Raw genomic sequence first — 16,515 nt, 5'->3', positions numbered from 1 at the left:
CCCCTAGACCCTGAAAGAGCACTACATATGAGTCGGACGGCTCTGCGATCCTTCATTCAGCGCATTCACTTTTATGGCGGCATGTTCGTCGGCCCCTTCATCCTCATCGCGGCCCTGACCGGTTGTCTTTATGCCGTGGCACCTTCCCTGGAGAAGGTGGTGTACCGCGACGTCATGACCGTTCCGGCGGTCGAGCAACCCGTGAGCTTGGAGGAGCAAATCCAGGCCGCGCAACACGAGCACCCGGATATGCCCGTCTCCCAGGTGTGGCCCGCTACGACCCCCACGGACTCCACCCGCGTGCTGGTTAGTGACCCGGGGATTGATGAAAGCCTCCAGCGAACCGTCTTTATCAACCCCGCCAACGCTGACGTTATCGGGGACTACCCCACTTACTCCGGTCTGGGTGAGATGCCGCTGCGCCGCTGGATTTCTTCCCTGCACGAAAGCTTCCACCTGGGCAAGGTGGGTAAGCTCTACTCCGAGCTGGCTGCCTCCTGGCTGTGGGTCATGGCCTGCGGAGGGCTCTACATGTGGTGGATTCGCCGCCGCCCCAAGAACAAGGCAACCGCGAAGTCCACGCAACAGCAGCCGAAGCGCTCCGCACGTTCGAAGGCTACGCGCCTACACTCCACCATCGGAGCCTGGATATTTATCGGCTTGCTCGGACTGTCTGCTACTGGCATCACCTGGTCGGGCTTGGCGGGCGAGAATGTCAACTCCCTCGTGGAACGTATGCACTGGAAAGCCACGCCCATCGAGACCACCGTGCCCGGTGCAACCCCCGAAGCACATGAGCACACCGGACACGAAGGTCATGAGGGACATGGTGGGCACATGAGCGGGGCGTCGGAAAGCGCTGGCGTGGCTGCTGAAGCTGAGCGAGTCCTCCGCACCGGCCGTGCCGAAGGGCTGACCGGCCCCCTGCGCCTGTACCCGCCGGAAGACGCCCACTCCGCCTGGCAGGTCAGCGAACGCTGGGTAGAGTGGCGCACGACCTCTGACGAGGTGTCCGTCGACGGCTCCACCGGCGAGGTCATCGACCGCCAGCCCTTCTCCAGCCTGCCGTTGTTTAGCAAGCTCAGCAGCTGGGGCATCTACCTGCACATGGGCATCATGTTCGGCCTGCCGCTGCAGATTGCATTGTTCGCGCTGGGGCTGGCTATCGCCGCCCTCGTGATCTTGGGCTATTACATGTGGTTCAAGCGCCGCCCATGCTTTGTTCCAACGTCACGCTTCTCCTGGGCCACCACGGCACTAGGTGCGCTGTTCGCAGCCACCGTCGGTGTCTTCCTGCCGCTGCTGGGTATCACGTTGGCCGCGTTCCTCGTTCTTGATGTCATCCTTATGCATCGCAAGCCAGCGTCACGACACAGCGATTTAGTGAAAACCGTCACACGAGTGGGGTAGATTGGTCACTTATGACTAACCCACTTTTGAGCCCTTCCCCGCTGCCCTACCAACTGCCGCCCTTCGCGGACATCACCGTCGAGCACTACCGCCCGGCCTTCGACGAGGCGCTAGCGCGTCACCGCGCGGAAATCGCCGCCATCACCGACAACCCCGCCGACCCCACATGGGAGAATACCGTCGAGGCCCTCGAGCGCTCCGGCCAGGACTTGGACCGCGTCATGGCTGTCTTCGGCAACCTCTCCGGCACAGACGTCACGGAGGAGATGGAGGATATCGCTGCCGAGCTCTACCCGCGCCTCGCCGCGCACTATGACGCGATGTACCAGAACGAGGTGCTCTACGCGCGCATCAAGGAGGCAACGCCGCTTGCCGACGACCCCGAGGGCCACCGTCTCCACGACCACCTCCTGCGCACCTTCAAACGCAAGGGAGCCGACCTCGACGCTGCCGGCAAGGCCCGCCTGTCCGAGATCAACCAGCGCCTGTCCGCGCTCTCGGAGGAATTCGGCCGCAACCTCATGGCGTCCACGCGCGAGCGCGCGGTGTCCTTCACCGAAGATGAACTCGAGGGCCTGCCCGCCGAGCGCATCGCCTCCGCCAAGGCCGATGCCGAAGCACTCGGACGCGACGGCTTTGTCATCCCACTGGAGCTGCCCACCGTGCAGTCGGAGCTCAGCCGCTTGGTGCGGGAGGATGCGAGGGGGAGGTTGTATGGGGCGTCGGCAAGCAGGGGCTCTGAGAACAACATCCCGGGCCTCATTGAGGCCGTGCAGCTGCGCGCCGAGCGCGCCGAGCTGCTGGGATACGCCACACATGCCGACTACGTCATCGCCGAGGAAACCGCCGCGACTGCCGACGCCGCCCGTTCCATGCTCCACGACCTCGCCCCCGCCGCCGCAGCCAACGCCGCCGGTGAACAGAAACTCCTCGCCGAAGAAGCCGAGCTCAACGGCCAAGGCTTCACCGCCGCCGACTGGCCCTATTGGGAATCCAAGGTCCGCGCCCGCGACTTCTCCCTCGATGAAGAGGAACTGCGCACGTACTTCCCCCTCGACCAGGTCCTGGAAAAAGGCGTCTTCGCCGCCGCCGAGCGCCTCTACGGCATCACCGCGACCCCGCGCGATGACCTCGACGGCTACGCGGAGGGCGTCCGCGTGTGGGAGGTGATTGACGGAAACGTCAATCACGGGGAAACGGGGATTGGCCTCCTCCTCACCGACTACTTTGGGCGTCCCACCAAGCGCGGTGGCGCCTGGATGAGCGAGTTCGTAGGCCAGTCCGGGCTGCTGGAGCGCAAGCCGGTCATTGTTAACGTCATGGGCATCACCAAGCCTGCCGACGGTTCGCAGCCGCTGCTCAGCATGGACGAGGTGCGCACCGTCTTCCACGAGTTCGGTCACGCTCTGCATGGCCTGCTTTCCGACGTCCGCTACCCCACCTTCGCCGGCACCAACGTCCCCCGTGACTGGGTGGAGTTCCCCTCGCAGATCAACGAGAACTGGGCCCTCGATCCTCAGTTGGTCAAGGAGTACGCACGCCACGTCGAGACCGGTGAGCCCATCCCCGACGAACTTCTCGCTGCTGTCAGCGCGGCCTCCGAATTCGGCCAGGGTTTCGCAACGTCGGAGTACTTGGGGGCCTCCATTATCGACTTGGCGTGGCATTCGCTGAGCGCCGCCGAGGCCGCCAAGCTGGAGGCGACCCCGGAGGCTGTCGCCGAGTTCGAGGCTGAGGCTCTGCGCGCGGCCGGTTTGGACAACCCGCTCATCGCTCCGCGCTACCGGTCGACGTACTTTAATCACATCTTTGCGGGTGGTTATTCCGCGGGCTACTACTCCTATCTCTGGGCCGAGGCTCTCGACGCCGACGGTTTCGAATGGTTCAAGGAGCAGTCGGATATGCGCGCGGCAGGCCAGAAGTTCCGCGAGGTCATCCTGTCAAAGGGAGCCTCCCGCGACTTCACCGAGGCTTACCGCGAGTTCCGCGGCCGCGACAAGGATGTCACACCGCTGCTCAAGCGCCGCGGTCTGGCGGGCGCTTAGTCGGGACTAGTTATCCACAGTTTTCGCCACCGGCGGTAACTAGCCCTTGTTGGCTCGGTGGGGCGCTTTTAGGCTGAGGTTCATGAGAGTTCAGACCTTCTTCGCCGCACTCGGCCGGGCCATTGACTTGGTGGCCGAGTGCGCGGGCCTGTCTGAATCCGACCTGGTTTCCTTCGGCGCCGCGCCTGCCGACGCCTCCCTTCTCCTCTCCCTCCACCACACCTACTTCGGTCACACTAACTCCACCCGCAAGCAGCGCATTGCCGCCGACGCCGCCCGCCGCCGCGGCCATGGCCTAGTGACCTTGCAACGCATCGAGTCTTTCGTGGCCAAAGTCCGGGACCACAATAAGGCTTGGGACCTGCGCGTGGAGCTGTGCCAGACCAGTGCGGAGCTGGTGGACAACGTTGCCCGCAAGCGCCTGCGCGAGATGCGCAAGCCCCGCACGTATGCTGAGCGCGCGAAGATTACCCAGCACGATAATGGCCTTGCCACGCTGACCGTGACGGCAGATTCACGCGAGCTTACGGACGTGTTTAAGGGCATCGACCAAGAGCGCCCCGGCGCGAGCTTCTTAGAACAACTCGAAGGCGGCGGCGTGAAAACTGAGGTGACTGCTATGGCGGTCATGCAGCTTGATGACTACGCCGAGCTGCTCAAGGGCAACACCGAGAAGGATGGCGAGGAATTTATCGTCCGCACCACCGATGGTGCGACGATGACCGGTTCGCAGTTAATCGAGCAAGTCATGCTGGATAAAGGCATCATTGTGGCGGTCAGCCGCGAACACGGCCCGCTCGATGTCTTCCGTTCGCAGCGTTTCGCCACCGAGAAACAGCGCCTTGCGCTAGCCGCGGAGAATCCCTGCTGCGCGTGGAAGGGTTGTAAGGTGCCTTTCGAGAAGTGCCAGATTCACCATATTGTGGCCTGGGCCCGCGGCGGGCCCACCAACATCCTCAACCTGGTGCCGCTGTGCCCGTATCACAACGGGGTCAACGACGATGACCCCGATGCCCCGCCTACGCGCGGCCGGATGGACCGCATCGGTGGGCGCACCGCGTGGCTGCCGCCTTACGACGCCTCCCCCGTCTTCACCAGCCCCTTCAACTAACCCTCCCACCGCTCAACGCCGACGCCCCCGCAGGAACCTTCTCCTGACGGGGACATCGGCGCGCGTGATGAAAGCGGACGCGTTTGACCTGAGCACGCCTACTCCAGGCTTGATCAAGTAGAACTAAGTCAAGTTGGGCTGGGTCAAGTTGGGCTTGGTTAGCCGGCGTTGCGCAGCGCGGTGGCGAGGCCATTCATCGTGACCTGAATGGTCTTGGACACGAGGAATTGGTCATCGCCGCGGCGGTAGCGGCGCAGCAGCTCGAGCTGGACGGCGTTAAGCGGCAGCAGGTACGGGTAGCGGCGCTTGAGCGAACGCGCCTGGCGCTGGTTCTCACTAACCAGGTCCGCGTTGCCGGTGACCGTGAGATAAACCTCGCGGGTGCGCTCGAATTCCTCGGAGATGAGACCGAAGATGCGGTCGGCGGTGGCTTTATCATCGACGAGGTTGGCATACAGGCGCGCCAGCTGCATCTCTGCCTTCGCCATGACCTGGGCCATGTTGGAGAACACGGAGCGGAAGAAGGGCCACGTGCGGTAGAGCTCGCGCAGTTCCTCCCAGCGTGCATCCTCGCCCTCGCTCGCCGCGTTGCCGGCCGCATTGCCCGCTGCACCGCTTCCGCCTTGAGCCACCCAGGAGGTCACCGCGCTGCCCACGCCGAACCAGCCCGGAATGTTGGTACGGGATTGCGACCACGACAGCACCCACGGAATGGCGCGCAAGTCCGAAATCGCGGTGGTCTGTTTGCGGGAAGTGGGGCGCGAGCCGAGGTTGAGCTCGCCAATCTCGTGCAGGGGCGTGGATTGGGTGAAGTAGGAGATAAAGCCGGGGTCGTCGACAAGCTGGCGGTACGCCGCACCGCTCAGGCTCGCGAGCTCGCGCATGATCTCGTAGGCGCGCTCCGGGTCTGCGATAGGTTCGGTGTCCAAAAGCGAGGCTTCCAGCGCACCGGAAACGAAAGCCTCAAGGTGGCGGCGCGCCGTCTCCGGCGCACCATACTTAGCCGAGATAACCTCGCCCTGCTCGGTGATGCGCACCGAGCCGCTCACCGCACCTTTGGGCTGCGCCAGAATCGCATCATAGGTTGGGCCACCACCACGGCCGACAGCACCACCGCGGCCATGCGCAAGACGCAGCTCCACGCCGTGGCGCGCGCACAGGTCAACGAGTTCCAGTTCGGCGTCGTATAGCGCCCAGTTCGCCTGCAAGTAGCCGCCGTCCTTGTTGGAATCGGAGTAGCCCAGCATGACCTCCTGCACATCGCCCCGCGAGCGCAGATGTTCGCGGTACACCGGCACCGCCCACAACTTCTCCAGGATGCCGGCGCCGGCCTTGAGGTCATCGATGGTCTCAAACAGCGGCACCACATCGACCTGCTTCAGCCCCACTTCCTTGAGCAGCACCATCGGTTCCAGAATGTCGGAGACCGTCCCCGTCATAGAGATGATGCAGTGCGACACCGACTCCGGCCCCAGGTCGCGCACAGCACGTGCGGCCGCACGGAAAAAGCCGAGCTCTTTAGCGGTGTCCGCGCTAAATTCCGCATCCGGGAAGAGCAGCGGGCGATTGGTCTGCAGCTCCTTGACCAACAGCGCAACCTTCTCTTCCTCTCCCAGCGCGCGGTACTCATCGACGATCCTCGCTTCAGCGAAAATCTCCGTGAGCACGTTCTCAAAGGACTCCGAGTTCTGGCGCATGTCCAGCGAATACAGGTGGAAGCCGAACGTCGTTACCGCGGAGCGCAGGCGCGCGAGGCGGTCGTCGGCGATGATGTCATCGTTGAATTGGCGCAGCGAGCGGTCAATGACGTCGAGGTCACGTGTGAGCTCGTCCGGTGAGGCATACGCGCTTGCCGACGTCTCCCCCTTCACCACCTTGAGCGTCTCCTTCACGCGGTGCCGGATGCCGTAGATGGCGCGGCGGTAGGGTTCGTCGACGCGGGATTGGTCGTTGTTATTCGCGGCGTCGGCAAGCGCGCCGAGCTCCTTCGAGCTCGAGGAATAGCGATCAGAGAGGGACAGCTCGCGCTCCAGCTCCCCAAGCTGATCCTCGTAGTAACGGAGGATGGTCTTCGCAGCCTTGCGGGTGGCGTAGGTGAGGGTGTGCTCGGTGACATAGGGGTTGCCGTCATGGTCTCCACCAATCCAGGAACCGGGGCGCACGACCGGGGAATCCGGCAGCTGCTGGCCGAAGGTCTCACGCATGGCATGACGGATGGCGCGGTTAAGCGCAGGGACCTGGTCTAGGAGAGAAAGCTTGTAGTAGCGCAGGCCGACATCCACCTCGTCTTCCAAGGTCGGGCGCGCGATACGGATGAGCGCGGTCTGCCACAGCAGCGTCATGCGCAGGTACATCTCTTTTTCAATCGCCGCCATGTCCCCGCCGCGGTGGGATTCTTTGAGCAGGTCTTTAATGCGGGTCTGGGTATCAAAGACGGTGCGGCGGCGGGTTTCGGTGGGGTGCGCGGTGAGGACGGGTGCGACGTGAGCGCCGCGGACGGTGGCGGCGGCGTCGGCAGGCGCGACACCTTCGGCCTTGAGCTTGGCAAAGGTCTTGCGCAGCGAGACGGGCGCATCGACGGATTCGTCATCCAAGTCCTCCGCCAGGTTCGCGATGAGCGCAAAGTAGCTAAACGCACGGGCCACGAGGTTGACCTTGGTGATGTCGAGGTCGTGAAAGATGGCGACGAGGTCCTCGGGCTTGGCATCGCCGTGAGCGACGTCGAAGGCCATGCGGCGAGTCGATTCGACAAGATCAAAGACATCCTCGCCTTCCTGCTGGGCGATGACCCGGCCGAGCACCCGGCCGAGGAATCGGATATCTTCGCGGACGACTTCTGGGGCGGGTGTGCTCACGGCGAGCCTTTCTGGGCGTGATGTGTTCAGCGTTCAGCCTTCAATGTAGCCCAGTTCACTTTTCCACGATAGTTAAATTGCGAAATCAGCCAGCCATGCGGCGTGAAGGCGAGAATCGCCGTTTTCCTCCGGATGGAAACTCAGCGCGGTAACGTTGCCCTGCTGTACGCCCACCACTGCCTCGCCATCTTCCCGCGGCACGGTGGCAATAACCTCCACCCCCTCGCCCACGCGCGTAACGATGGGCGCGCGGATGAAGCTCGCCTCAACGTCGAGCGTCTGGCCACCCAGCGTCACGGGAACGGTGCGCTCCTCGGAGAAACGTTGGTTGCCGAAGGCGTTGCGGCGCACGGTGACGTCGATAAGCGCAAGCGTCTGCTGCCCCGGTGCAGGGTTCTCCAGTTCGCGGGCACTGTAGATGAGCCCCGCACACGTAGCGAGCACCGGCAGCTCAGTCTGGCGCAGTGGCTCCGCCACGCCGAAGGAGCGCGCCAGCTTGTCGATCGCGCTGGACTCGCCACCTGGAAGAATAAGCCCATCCAACCCGTCGAGGTCCTGGGGCAGGCGCACCCGGCGCGTGGCCACGCCGAGCTCGTCGAGGATACGCAGGTGTTCCTCGACTCCTCCCTGCAGCGCCAGGACGCCGATTGTTTTTACCATCCGCGCTCAGCCAGGCGGTGCGGTGCCGGCACGTCGTTGACGTTGATGCCCACCATGGCCTCACCCAGGCCACGGGAAATCTTGGCCAGCTCAGCCGGCTGATCGTAGAGGGTCGCTGCCTTCACAATGGCCTCCGCGCGCGCTGCCGGATTACCGGACTTGAAGATGCCGGAACCGACGAAGACGCCTTCGGCGCCCATCTGGCGGACGAGGGCGGCGTCGGCAGGCGTGGCCACGCCACCGGCGACAAAGAGGACGACCGGCAGCTTGCCGGTCTCCGCAACCTCAGCAACGAGGTCGTACGGCGCCTGCAGCTCCTTGGCTGCAACGTAGAGCTCATCGCGGTCGAGGTTCTTCAGGCGCGCGATCTCGGCCTTGATGGTGCGCAGGTGCTTGACGGCCTCGGAGACGTCGCCAGTACCGGCCTCACCCTTGGAACGAATCATGGCGGCACCCTCAGTGATGCGGCGCAGAGCCTCGCCCAGGTTGGTGGCACCGCACACGAACGGCACGTCGAAGTCCCACTTGTTGATGTGGTTGACGTAGTCGGCCGGGCTGAGCACCTCGGACTCGTCGATGAAGTCCACGCCGAGCTCGCCGAGAATCTGCGCCTCCACGAAGTGGCCGATGCGAGCCTTGGCCATGACCGGGATGTCGACGGCCTCGACGATGCCCTCGATAAGCTCCGGATCGGACATACGAGCCACACCACCTTGGGCGCGGATATCGGCCGGCACGCGCTCGAGCGCCATAACGGCGGACGCACCCGCGTCCTCCGCAATTCGTGCCTGCTCCGGGGTGACAACGTCCATGATGACGCCACCCTTGAGCATGTCAGCCAGTCCACGCTTGACGCGCGTGGTGGCGCGTCCCTGTTCATTCTTCTGTTCAGTCATAGCTCACATCATGGCCCCAAAAATTGGTCCAAGACAAGAGCCATTTTCCGAGTGTTGCATTAGACCACTTATGATGGGCGGGTGTCCCTACGCCTCGACCCGTCTGATACGCGCGCGCTCCCAGTGCAGATTGCGGAGGCCCTCCGCACCCAAGTCGCCGCCGGAATTCTGCTGCCCGGTGAGCAGGTTCCGTCGACGCGTTCCTTGGCCCGGGATTTGGGGATTTCCCGAGGCAGCGTAGTCACCGCCTATGACCAGCTCACCGCGGAGGGCTACCTGACCGCGGAGGTTGGATCGGGCACTATTATCAACCCGCACCTGCCTCATGCCCGCGCGCCGCAACCTCATCCTGCACCCGCACCGCGGCCGACGCCGCCGCGCGTCGAGCTCACGCCGGGGCTTCCCGATACCGCCGGAATACTCACCCCCGAATGGAGGGCGGCCTGGCGCAAGGCCGCAGTGGACCCCTCCGGCGATCTCCCCCGCGAAGTGGCCGCGCACCTGCGCCACATGCGCGGGCTCACCGTCGATCCGGCCTACGTGGTGGTGACCGCCGGCGCCCGCGACGGCCTGTCGCTGCTGCTGCGTGCGTTGGGCGCGGGCCTCCGCGTGGGCGTGGAGTCGCCGGGTTATCCCAGCTTGCGCCGCGTCCCCCAGGCCCTGGGGCATACGCTTGTCGACGTCCCCACCGACGCGCACGGCGTCACCGTCCCGACCGTTGACCTCGACGTTCTCATCGTTACGCCTTCCCACCAGCACCCCTACGGCGGTTCCCTGCCGGCCGCACGCCGCGGTGAGCTCGTGGAATGGGCGCGAGCCAATGACGTGCTCATTATCGAGGATGACTTCGACTCTGAGCTGCGGTATGTGGGCCAGCCGCTTCCCGCGCTGGCGGCGATGGCACCGGAGCACACCGTCTTGCTAGGTACGTTTTCTTCGGTGATTTCGCCGTCTATTGCCTGCGGCTACCTCGTCGTACCACCGAGCTTGCGCTCGGCAGTTGAGAGGGTGCGGGAGGTTTTCGGCCAGCCCGTCGGCGCCATTCCGCAGGCGGCGCTGGCGAATTACCTGGCCAGTGGCGCTTTGCGGCGCCATACCGGACGAATGCGCCGCGCGTACAAGCGCCGCCGCGACCTCGTACAAGCGGCGCTTGCTGATTCCCCCGCCACGCTACTGCCCATCCACGGCGGTCTCCATGCCGTCCTGCTGTGCGATAACGCAGTAGTCGACCGCGCCGCCAAGCTGGGACTCACGCTCACCCCGCTCAGTGATTACTGGGGCGGAACCACCGCCGAAGAGGGCGTGGTCTTGGGTTTCGGCCACTTAAGCGACGTCGAACTCGCCGCCGCACTCGAGTTGGTGAACAAAGCGCTAGCGTGGGAGTCATGAAGCTTTCTCTGCATGGACAGTCCACAGTCGCCGTCGAAGCACCCAAGGGCCGCATTGTCATCGACCCGGGCCCCTTCTCCGATTTGAGCTGCCTCGAGGGCACCGGCGCGGTGCTGCTCACTCACGCACACGGCGACCACCTCGACGCCGATGCCGTGCGCGCCACGGGCCTGCCGGTGTGGGGAACGCAGGAGGCTATCGACGCCCTCGGCGCCGGCACCGCGGTGCATGTTGGCGAGAAATTCACGGTCTTGGGCCTCGAGATTCAGGCACTCGGCGGCCTCCACGAGGAGATCCACCCGAATATCCCACGTCCTGAAAACCTAAGCTACTTCTTCGGCGGGGTGCTCCACCCCGGAGACCAGTGGATTGATGCCGACGACGTCGACGTCCTCCTCCTTCCCATCGCCGGACCGTGGGTGCGTGGCGCGGACGCTGCGGACTATGCCATGCGCATCGGCGCGCGGCTGACGGTGCCCATTCATGATGCGGTGTTGTCGGACGTCGGCAAGCACGTGACCGATGGGATGCTGCAACGCGCAGGTGTGACCGGCTACCAGCGCCCCGCGCTGGGCGAGCTTATTCTGGTGTAATCGCGATTAGTCTCGCCTACGGCTGGCAAGCCCTCCGAGAAGGGTACCGACCAAGGTGCCTGGTAGGTAAATAGCAAACCAATAAAGAACAAAGGCCACCGCGTCCAATCCGGTTCCATCACCTTTGTCAGCCAGCGAATAAATGACGAGCCCTGCTACAACCACGGCCGAAGCCACGCAGGTCTCGACCATCGAATGCGCAAAAGAAGGACGACGTACTGCGCCCACCAAAGCTGCAATCATCACAAGGAAAAGCGGCACCAGGTATTCCCACCAAGAACCACTCACGGATTCGGGAGCAAATACAATCCACAAGGCAATCCCTAGTCCTACTAAGACTCCAATCCAGGGGAGTCGGAGCACAAAGTCCTTTGAATTAGCCACAACGAACCATGTCAGCCCGATTACAGCGCATAGTGGCAAAACTCCAAAAAGCAGACCTAACATTGTCGCACTCCTTCGTATTCAGAATTGGACTCGTACCCATTGCCATTAATCTGCAGCAGCTGCTCAACGGAAACTTCGTGAGGTCGCTCCTGCGCAACTGCGACTAACTGCTGCATGGCGATCACCCCACTAAACACGACAGCGCCCAAGGCAAGCTTCTTCATTTCAGGATTCCCTTCTTTCGATAACTGACAGGCGCAGTATCTGTGGCGCCATTAACTCCCTGCAAGAGTTTTCGTCCTTTCACCGACGAAAGTAGGCAATTCGGCAGAAGGTCTTGATTACCTCCGCCGGAGGAAGAAAAATAGGAAAAGGCCCTGAATCAGAACAAGGGTCCCACCCACTGCCGCTTCGGGACCACGAGTCTCCCCCCTCTCAGCGCAATAGTCCAAGAGGGACGCCTTGGAGACGGGCAATAAGTTTCGTTCTCGAGGTCACACCAAAGTGATCGAACAGCAAGCGCACCTTTTGTTTAATCGTTGATTCCGCGTAGTGGAGCTGATGAGCAATTTCGGAGTTTGAGTGCCCCTCTACCAGCAGGCGTAGAACCCTCTGATCTTCGGTTTTTAATCGTCGAACCATTTTTTGAGTATGTTGCACTCTCGGTGAGCCAAAACTGTTCGCGAGAATCCGCTGTGCCACATCGGCCTCGATGGTCTTTTTACCCACAGCCGCATTGACAACGCTAGAAACGAAAGCTTCGGGGCCAGCCGTCTTGGGAACATATCCCATTGCCCCAAGTGAATAGCTCTCAAGCAGCGCTTCATCGGTGTCAAAGGAGGTCATTACGACGAACGGAGGCGCCTTCTCGCCCCCGTCTTGAGAGCACATCAATTCAAAGCCATCAGCCCCTGGAAGGCGAAAATCTGTAAGCACAACGTCGTAGGTTGACTCCCTCAGCTTTTCGGCGGCAGTCTCGGCATCATGGACAGTCTCTACATGTGAAATATCGGGGTGGTTCCCAAAAATCGACTGGAGAAGCGCAGCGAACTTCTTTTCATCCTCCACGATAAGCAGTGATATTCCCATACCCGATTTCACCGCTTTCTTCATGTTCAAGCCGGATCTCACTGACCCATTGATGTGCTTCCCTCTTCACTACCATTGTTCCGCCGTGCGCGCGTACAACCTTCTCGAGATTGTCTAAGCCAATTCCCATCCCACTGACACCCGCAGGGTGCCCCAATGATGAAAGCTCGTTAGAGACAGTTAAAGCATGGGTCGACCGATTCGATTCAAGCCTGAGTGAAACTACGGCTCCCTTTTCGGAATTCCTTATCACGTTAGAGCACAGCTCATCCATTGCTCTGAGAAGAACTGCTTTGTGCACTTCAGAAATTCCCGCGCTACTCTCCACCGACACTGACGGGGACAATCCACATGCTTGCATCTTGTCAGCCCATTCCATCGCCGCGCCTCGAACAGTGCGTCTACGGCCTTTCCCCGCTTGGCTTGCGACATGTGATAATGCCTCAGCAGCCCGTTGAACTTCCTGCATAACAAGATTTAACTGCCCCGAATCACCATGCTGAGCTGCCGCCAAATGCGCACCCAACGTGGCAATGCTTAATGGATTACCCACATTGTCATGCAAGTACTCCCGCAGTGATTCCTCTTGTTCACGCCGGACATCGGTGCTTCGTTTCACCGTTGCGTGCAAGCCAAATCCTAGTACCCATAAGAGCCCAGCAATTCCCATCACTGTTGTTGACGCCGCAAAAAGGGACGTAGAAAATGGTTCTCCTGGTTCTGCCCAGGAAGGAAAAAGAACAAACACCAGCGGAACATATCCAACGAGAAAGATTCCTACAAGCCCCGTTCGCACAAAACCGAGAACAGCTAAGCAACAAATGAACAATGTACTGACCGCGTTCAACGCGTATCCATTGAGTCCTTGAGCGTTAAGGATAAGAAACAGAGCAAAAACAATCGCTATGGAAACTCGTGGACGAATACTAGAGATAGCCATCCCCAAGGCCAGCAGCAGCCAAAGAAGACTCATGGCACTCCACTCGGCAAGCGCCGCCCCGCAGGACACTATGACTGCCAAGCCGACCACGAACCTATGTATCAGCAACACTCCGCGATCAACAGTAGACACCATAAAGACGCTCCTCCGGTTTTCTAGATTTTATCGCCTACGTGCTTATCCGACCACGAAACTGGAAAAGATCTATAAACTCCGTTGGGGAGCTTCGAACACGATGAGACGATCATCAACCAACCGCTCGGTCTATTTTTATTCCGCCGCTCGCCTGCATTTTCCGGTAGGCCACTTACAGTTCTGAACCGCTTGGTCTACCGTTGCCAAGCATGAGCACTAAGTACGATAATTCCGCAGTAAGCGAGTGGTCTTTTGCCACGCGCGCCCTCCACGCTGGCCAGAACCTGGACGGCTCCACCAACGCACGCAACGTGCCGATTTACCAGACCACGTCGTACGTCTTCAACGATGCCGAGCACGCCGCCAACCGCTTCAACCTCTCGGATGCCGGACCGATTTATACCCGCCTGACCAACCCCACGCAGGATGCCTTGGAGGCCCGCCTGGCATCGCTGGAGGGCGGTGTTGCCGCCGTAGCTTTTGCTTCCGGCCAGGCCGCCGAGACCGCCGCCATTTTTAATCTGGCCTCCGCGGGCGACCACATTGTTACCTCCCCGCGCCTCTACGGCGGAACCTCTACCCTACTCACCGTCACTCTCAAGCGCCTCGGCATCGACGTCACCCTTGTGGAGAACCCGGATGACCCGGCCTCGTGGCTGGACGCCGTCCAGCCGAACACCAAAGCCTTCTACGGCGAGACCTTTGGCAACCCGGTCGCTGACGTCCTCGATATCCCGGCCATCGCCGAGGTCGCCCACGCAAACCAGATTCCGCTCATCGTGGACAACACCATCGCCACCGGCGCCCTGGCCCGCCCGCTGGAGCTGGGCGCGGACATCGTCGTGGTCTCCACCACGAAGTTCTACACCGGCAATGGTTCCGCCATCGGCGGCGCGATTATTGACGGCGGCTCCTTCGACTGGACCGTCGAACGCGACGGCGAACCCATCTTCCCCTACTTCGTCACCCCGGACGAGGCCTACCACGGCCTCAAGTACGCCGACCTCGGCGCACCGGCCTTCGCCGTCAAGGCGCGCGCGGGTCTGCTGCGCGATACGGGTGCCGCTATTTCCCCGTTTAATGCCTGGCTGACGTTGAATGGTATTGAGACGTTGCAGTTGCGCGTCGATAAGCACAATGCCAACGCCCAGGCCGTGGCTGAGTACCTGGAGGGCCACGCCAAAGTCACGAAGGTCAACTACGCGGGCCTGGATTCCTCGCCGTACAAGGCCACCAAGGAGAAGCTGGGTTATGCCTACACCGGTTCCGTACTCTCCTTCGACATCGACGGCGGCCGTGAGGAGGCCTGGGCGTTTATCGACGCCCTGAAGCTGCACTCCAACCTGGCCAACATCGGTGACACGCGTTCCCTCGTGGTGCACCCGGCCACCACGACGCACTCCCAGTCCGACGAGGCAGCGCTGAAGGCTGCGGGCATTACCCAGGCCACGGTGCGTTTGTCCGTGGGCATCGAGGATGTCCAGGACATCATTGCTGACCTCGAGCGCGGGTTCCAGGCCATTGGCTAGCACCGTTCCCGAACTCGCGCCCGAGGGCGAGCTGGCCCAGGTCCCCATCGGAGATTTCACCACCGAGGCGGGCGCCGTGCTTGCCGACGCCTCCCTGGCCTACCAACGCTGGGGCGCCTTCGCCGGCGACCCCGACGGGGTTAACAACGTGCTGCTGGTGGAACATGCCCTCACCGGAGACTCCAACGTGGCGGAGTGGTGGTCTGACCTGGTCGGCCCCGGCAAGGCCCTGGACACCACGCGGTGGTGCGTTATCGCTACCAACGCCCTGGGCGGTTGCAATGGCTCCACGGGTCCAAGCAGCCTGCACCCGGATGGCGAGCCGTGGGGCGGACGCTTCCCCGCGTTGTCCATCAGGGATTTGGTTGAGGCGGAACACGCCTGCTTGAAGGAGCTGGGCATCTCGCGCGTCCATGCCGTGCTAGGCGGCTCGATGGGAGGGGCTCGCACGCTGGAGTGGAGCCTCATGCACCCGGAGAGCGTGTCAGCGGTGTGCGTGATTGCGGTCTCAGCCCGAGCGTCGGGCTGGCAGATCGGCATTCAGACCGCCCAGATTTCCGCGATTGAGCGCGATCCGTTCTGGCACGGCGGCAATTACTACCGCACGGATAAGACCCCACGCGATGGGCTGGCCGCTGCGCGCCGCATCGCGCACCTGACGTACCGCGGCGAGCAGGAAATCGACGAACGTTTTGGTGCCTCACCGCAGCAGGGCGAAAACCCCTTGGGTCCGTACCGCCGACTCAACCAGCGCTTCGCGGTGAACTCCTACCTGGACTACCAGGGCGGCAGGCTTACTGATCGTTTCGATGCCGGTTCCTACGTCGTGCTTACCGAGGCCCTCAACCGTCACGACGTCGGCCGCGGACGTGGCGGGCTTATCAAGGCGCTGGCCGCCTCGCAGGTGCCGACAATGGTCGTGGGCGTGGACACGGACATCCTGTATCCCTATCACCAGCAGGAGCACATCTCCCGCAACGTCAATCAGTTACTGGCCATGGCCAAGATTGTCTCCCCCGTCGGCCACGATGCCTTCCTCACCGAGACCCGGCAGATGAACCGCATCCTCCGCAACTTCCTCTTGCTCTCGGCGCCGGACGGCCTCGACGTCGGCCCCGCATACGTGGGAGATGAGTACTACATCTAGGAGCCGAGCGCGTCGATGGAAAAGGCCATAAACGCCATCGCCGCGCCGAGGATGCCGGTGAAACAGGCGTCGAAGCGCCGCGAGCGCACCGCCAGCACGCCGACCCGCGAGGAATCACAGGTCAGGCGCACCACGGTGAGCCACATCAGTGCCCCTCCCAGCAGCATGGTGGCGCGCCGCCAGTGCTCGGAAATCGCATAAACACCCGATACCGCCACCGCCGCCACGAACAGCCCGATGGCTACCCACTGCACCGCCGGCGGCAGCGGCGAGGGCTTCAGGTGCGCGTCATGTGGGTTCGCCAACGACACCGGCGGCTTAGCCGGTGC

At 62.4% G+C, this 16,515-nt stretch carries 15 protein-coding genes; 7 read left to right on the top strand and 8 right to left on the bottom strand.

Annotation, left to right across the window (positions count from 1 at the left end; translation table 11 throughout):
• The first annotated feature begins 27 nt into the window (after positions 1–27).
• The 3 genes from CSING_RS02795 to CSING_RS02785 all read left to right on the top strand — a co-directional run bounded on the left by CSING_RS02795 (position 28) and on the right by CSING_RS02785 (position 4,566).
• Positions 28–1,410: a PepSY-associated TM helix domain-containing protein gene (locus tag CSING_RS02795; protein WP_042529517.1), complete on the top strand. Its 1,383-nt coding sequence runs from the start codon at positions 28–30 to the stop codon at positions 1,408–1,410.
• Between the two features lie 11 nt (positions 1,411–1,421).
• A complete protein-coding gene (locus tag CSING_RS02790; protein ID WP_042529515.1) occupies positions 1,422–3,455 on the top strand; it encodes a M3 family metallopeptidase in 2,034 nt (677 codons plus the stop codon).
• 82 nt (positions 3,456–3,537) lie between these two features.
• Entirely contained in the window at positions 3,538–4,566 is a 1,029-nt protein-coding gene (locus CSING_RS02785; RefSeq protein ID WP_052471364.1) for an HNH endonuclease signature motif containing protein, read from the top strand.
• A 158-nt stretch (positions 4,567–4,724) separates the two neighbouring features.
• Here the strand turns inward: CSING_RS02785 and ppc are convergent, their stop codons facing one another.
• The 3 genes from ppc to pdxS all read right to left on the bottom strand — a co-directional run bounded on the left by ppc (position 4,725) and on the right by pdxS (position 8,977).
• Entirely contained in the window at positions 4,725–7,421 is a 2,697-nt protein-coding gene (gene ppc / locus CSING_RS02780) for a phosphoenolpyruvate carboxylase (protein WP_042529513.1), read from the bottom strand.
• Between the two features lie 72 nt (positions 7,422–7,493).
• A complete protein-coding gene (gene pdxT, locus CSING_RS02775; RefSeq protein ID WP_042529511.1) occupies positions 7,494–8,081 on the bottom strand; it encodes a pyridoxal 5'-phosphate synthase glutaminase subunit PdxT in 588 nt (195 codons plus the stop codon).
• Positions 8,075–8,977 carry a pyridoxal 5'-phosphate synthase lyase subunit PdxS gene (gene pdxS, locus CSING_RS02770; RefSeq protein ID WP_042529509.1) on the bottom strand — a complete coding sequence of 301 codons (903 nt, stop codon included), beginning with the start codon at positions 8,975–8,977 and terminating at the stop codon, positions 8,075–8,077. The genes pdxT and pdxS overlap by 7 nt, the downstream gene beginning before the upstream one ends.
• An 81-nt stretch (positions 8,978–9,058) precedes the next feature.
• Here pdxS and pdxR point away from each other — a divergent pair, with 81 nt between their 5' ends.
• Both pdxR and CSING_RS02760 read left to right on the top strand, forming a co-directional pair.
• Positions 9,059–10,366 (top strand): MocR-like pyridoxine biosynthesis transcription factor PdxR, encoded by a 1,308-nt coding sequence (gene pdxR, locus CSING_RS02765; protein ID WP_042529507.1) that lies wholly within the window; start codon positions 9,059–9,061, stop codon positions 10,364–10,366.
• The gene (locus tag CSING_RS02760; protein ID WP_042529505.1) at positions 10,363–10,959 is read left to right on the top strand and encodes an MBL fold metallo-hydrolase; all 597 of its coding nucleotides are present in this window, start codon (positions 10,363–10,365) and stop codon (positions 10,957–10,959) included. Before pdxR ends, CSING_RS02760 begins: the two co-directional genes overlap by 4 nt.
• Positions 10,960–10,965: 6 nt before the next feature.
• On the opposite strand, the gene CSING_RS02755 is transcribed toward CSING_RS02760, so the two are convergent.
• The 4 genes from CSING_RS02755 to CSING_RS13555 form a co-directional block, all read right to left on the bottom strand.
• On the bottom strand, positions 10,966–11,406 hold the full coding sequence (locus tag CSING_RS02755; protein ID WP_042529503.1) for a hypothetical protein: 441 nt from the start codon (positions 11,404–11,406) through the stop codon (positions 10,966–10,968).
• Positions 11,400–11,570 (bottom strand): hypothetical protein, encoded by a 171-nt coding sequence (locus CSING_RS13720; protein WP_158407794.1) that lies wholly within the window; start codon positions 11,568–11,570, stop codon positions 11,400–11,402. Before CSING_RS13720 ends, CSING_RS02755 begins: the two co-directional genes overlap by 7 nt.
• A gap of 211 nt (positions 11,571–11,781) precedes the next feature.
• The gene (locus CSING_RS02750; protein ID WP_042529501.1) at positions 11,782–12,459 is read right to left on the bottom strand and encodes a response regulator transcription factor; all 678 of its coding nucleotides are present in this window, start codon (positions 12,457–12,459) and stop codon (positions 11,782–11,784) included.
• Entirely contained in the window at positions 12,404–13,408 is a 1,005-nt protein-coding gene (locus CSING_RS13555; RefSeq protein WP_144403102.1) for a sensor histidine kinase, read from the bottom strand. Before CSING_RS13555 ends, CSING_RS02750 begins: the two co-directional genes overlap by 56 nt.
• A 311-nt stretch (positions 13,409–13,719) precedes the next feature.
• Between CSING_RS13555 and CSING_RS02745 the strand changes: the two genes are divergently transcribed.
• Positions 13,720–15,039 carry an O-acetylhomoserine/O-acetylserine sulfhydrylase gene (locus tag CSING_RS02745; RefSeq protein ID WP_042529499.1) on the top strand — a complete coding sequence of 440 codons (1,320 nt, stop codon included), beginning with the start codon at positions 13,720–13,722 and terminating at the stop codon, positions 15,037–15,039.
• Positions 14,987–16,186 carry a homoserine O-acetyltransferase MetX gene (gene metX, locus CSING_RS02740; protein ID WP_407637941.1) on the top strand — a complete coding sequence of 400 codons (1,200 nt, stop codon included), beginning with the start codon at positions 14,987–14,989 and terminating at the stop codon, positions 16,184–16,186. The genes CSING_RS02745 and metX overlap by 53 nt, the downstream gene beginning before the upstream one ends.
• Here metX and CSING_RS02735 read toward each other — a convergent pair.
• On the bottom strand, positions 16,183–16,497 hold the full coding sequence (locus CSING_RS02735) for a DUF3017 domain-containing protein (protein ID WP_042529497.1): 315 nt from the start codon (positions 16,495–16,497) through the stop codon (positions 16,183–16,185). The genes metX and CSING_RS02735 overlap by 4 nt on opposite strands.
• Between the last annotated feature and the right edge of the window lie 18 nt (positions 16,498–16,515).

This window comes from Corynebacterium singulare, assembly GCF_000833575.1.
Taxonomy (GTDB): Bacteria; Actinomycetota; Actinomycetes; order Mycobacteriales; family Mycobacteriaceae; genus Corynebacterium; species Corynebacterium singulare.
Note: the sequence above shows the minus strand (reverse complement) of the source record. Positions and strands in the feature narration are given on the sequence as shown.

Bases quoted from the DNA above. Each gene is read 5' to 3' on its own strand.
- CSING_RS02750 (WP_042529501.1), bottom strand. From the start codon at position 12,459: ATGAAGAAAGCGGTGAAATCGGGTATGGGAATATCACTGCTTATCGTG.
- CSING_RS13720 (WP_158407794.1), bottom strand. From the start codon at position 11,570: ATGAAGAAGCTTGCCTTGGGCGCTGTCGTGTTTAGTGGGGTGATCGCC.
- metX (WP_407637941.1), top strand. From the start codon at position 14,987: ATGTCCAGGACATCATTGCTGACCTCGAGCGCGGGTTCCAGGCCATTG.
- CSING_RS02760 (WP_042529505.1), top strand. From the start codon at position 10,363: ATGAAGCTTTCTCTGCATGGACAGTCCACAGTCGCCGTCGAAGCACCC.
- CSING_RS02755 (WP_042529503.1), bottom strand. From the start codon at position 11,406: ATGTTAGGTCTGCTTTTTGGAGTTTTGCCACTATGCGCTGTAATCGGG.
- CSING_RS02790 (WP_042529515.1), top strand. From the start codon at position 1,422: ATGACTAACCCACTTTTGAGCCCTTCCCCGCTGCCCTACCAACTGCCG.
- CSING_RS02745 (WP_042529499.1), top strand. From the start codon at position 13,720: ATGAGCACTAAGTACGATAATTCCGCAGTAAGCGAGTGGTCTTTTGCC.
- pdxT (WP_042529511.1), bottom strand. From the start codon at position 8,081: ATGGTAAAAACAATCGGCGTCCTGGCGCTGCAGGGAGGAGTCGAGGAA.
- CSING_RS13555 (WP_144403102.1), bottom strand. From the start codon at position 13,408: ATGAGTCTTCTTTGGCTGCTGCTGGCCTTGGGGATGGCTATCTCTAGT.
- CSING_RS02785 (WP_052471364.1), top strand. From the start codon at position 3,538: ATGAGAGTTCAGACCTTCTTCGCCGCACTCGGCCGGGCCATTGACTTG.
- pdxS (WP_042529509.1), bottom strand. From the start codon at position 8,977: ATGACTGAACAGAAGAATGAACAGGGACGCGCCACCACGCGCGTCAAG.
- CSING_RS02795 (WP_042529517.1), top strand. From the start codon at position 28: ATGAGTCGGACGGCTCTGCGATCCTTCATTCAGCGCATTCACTTTTAT.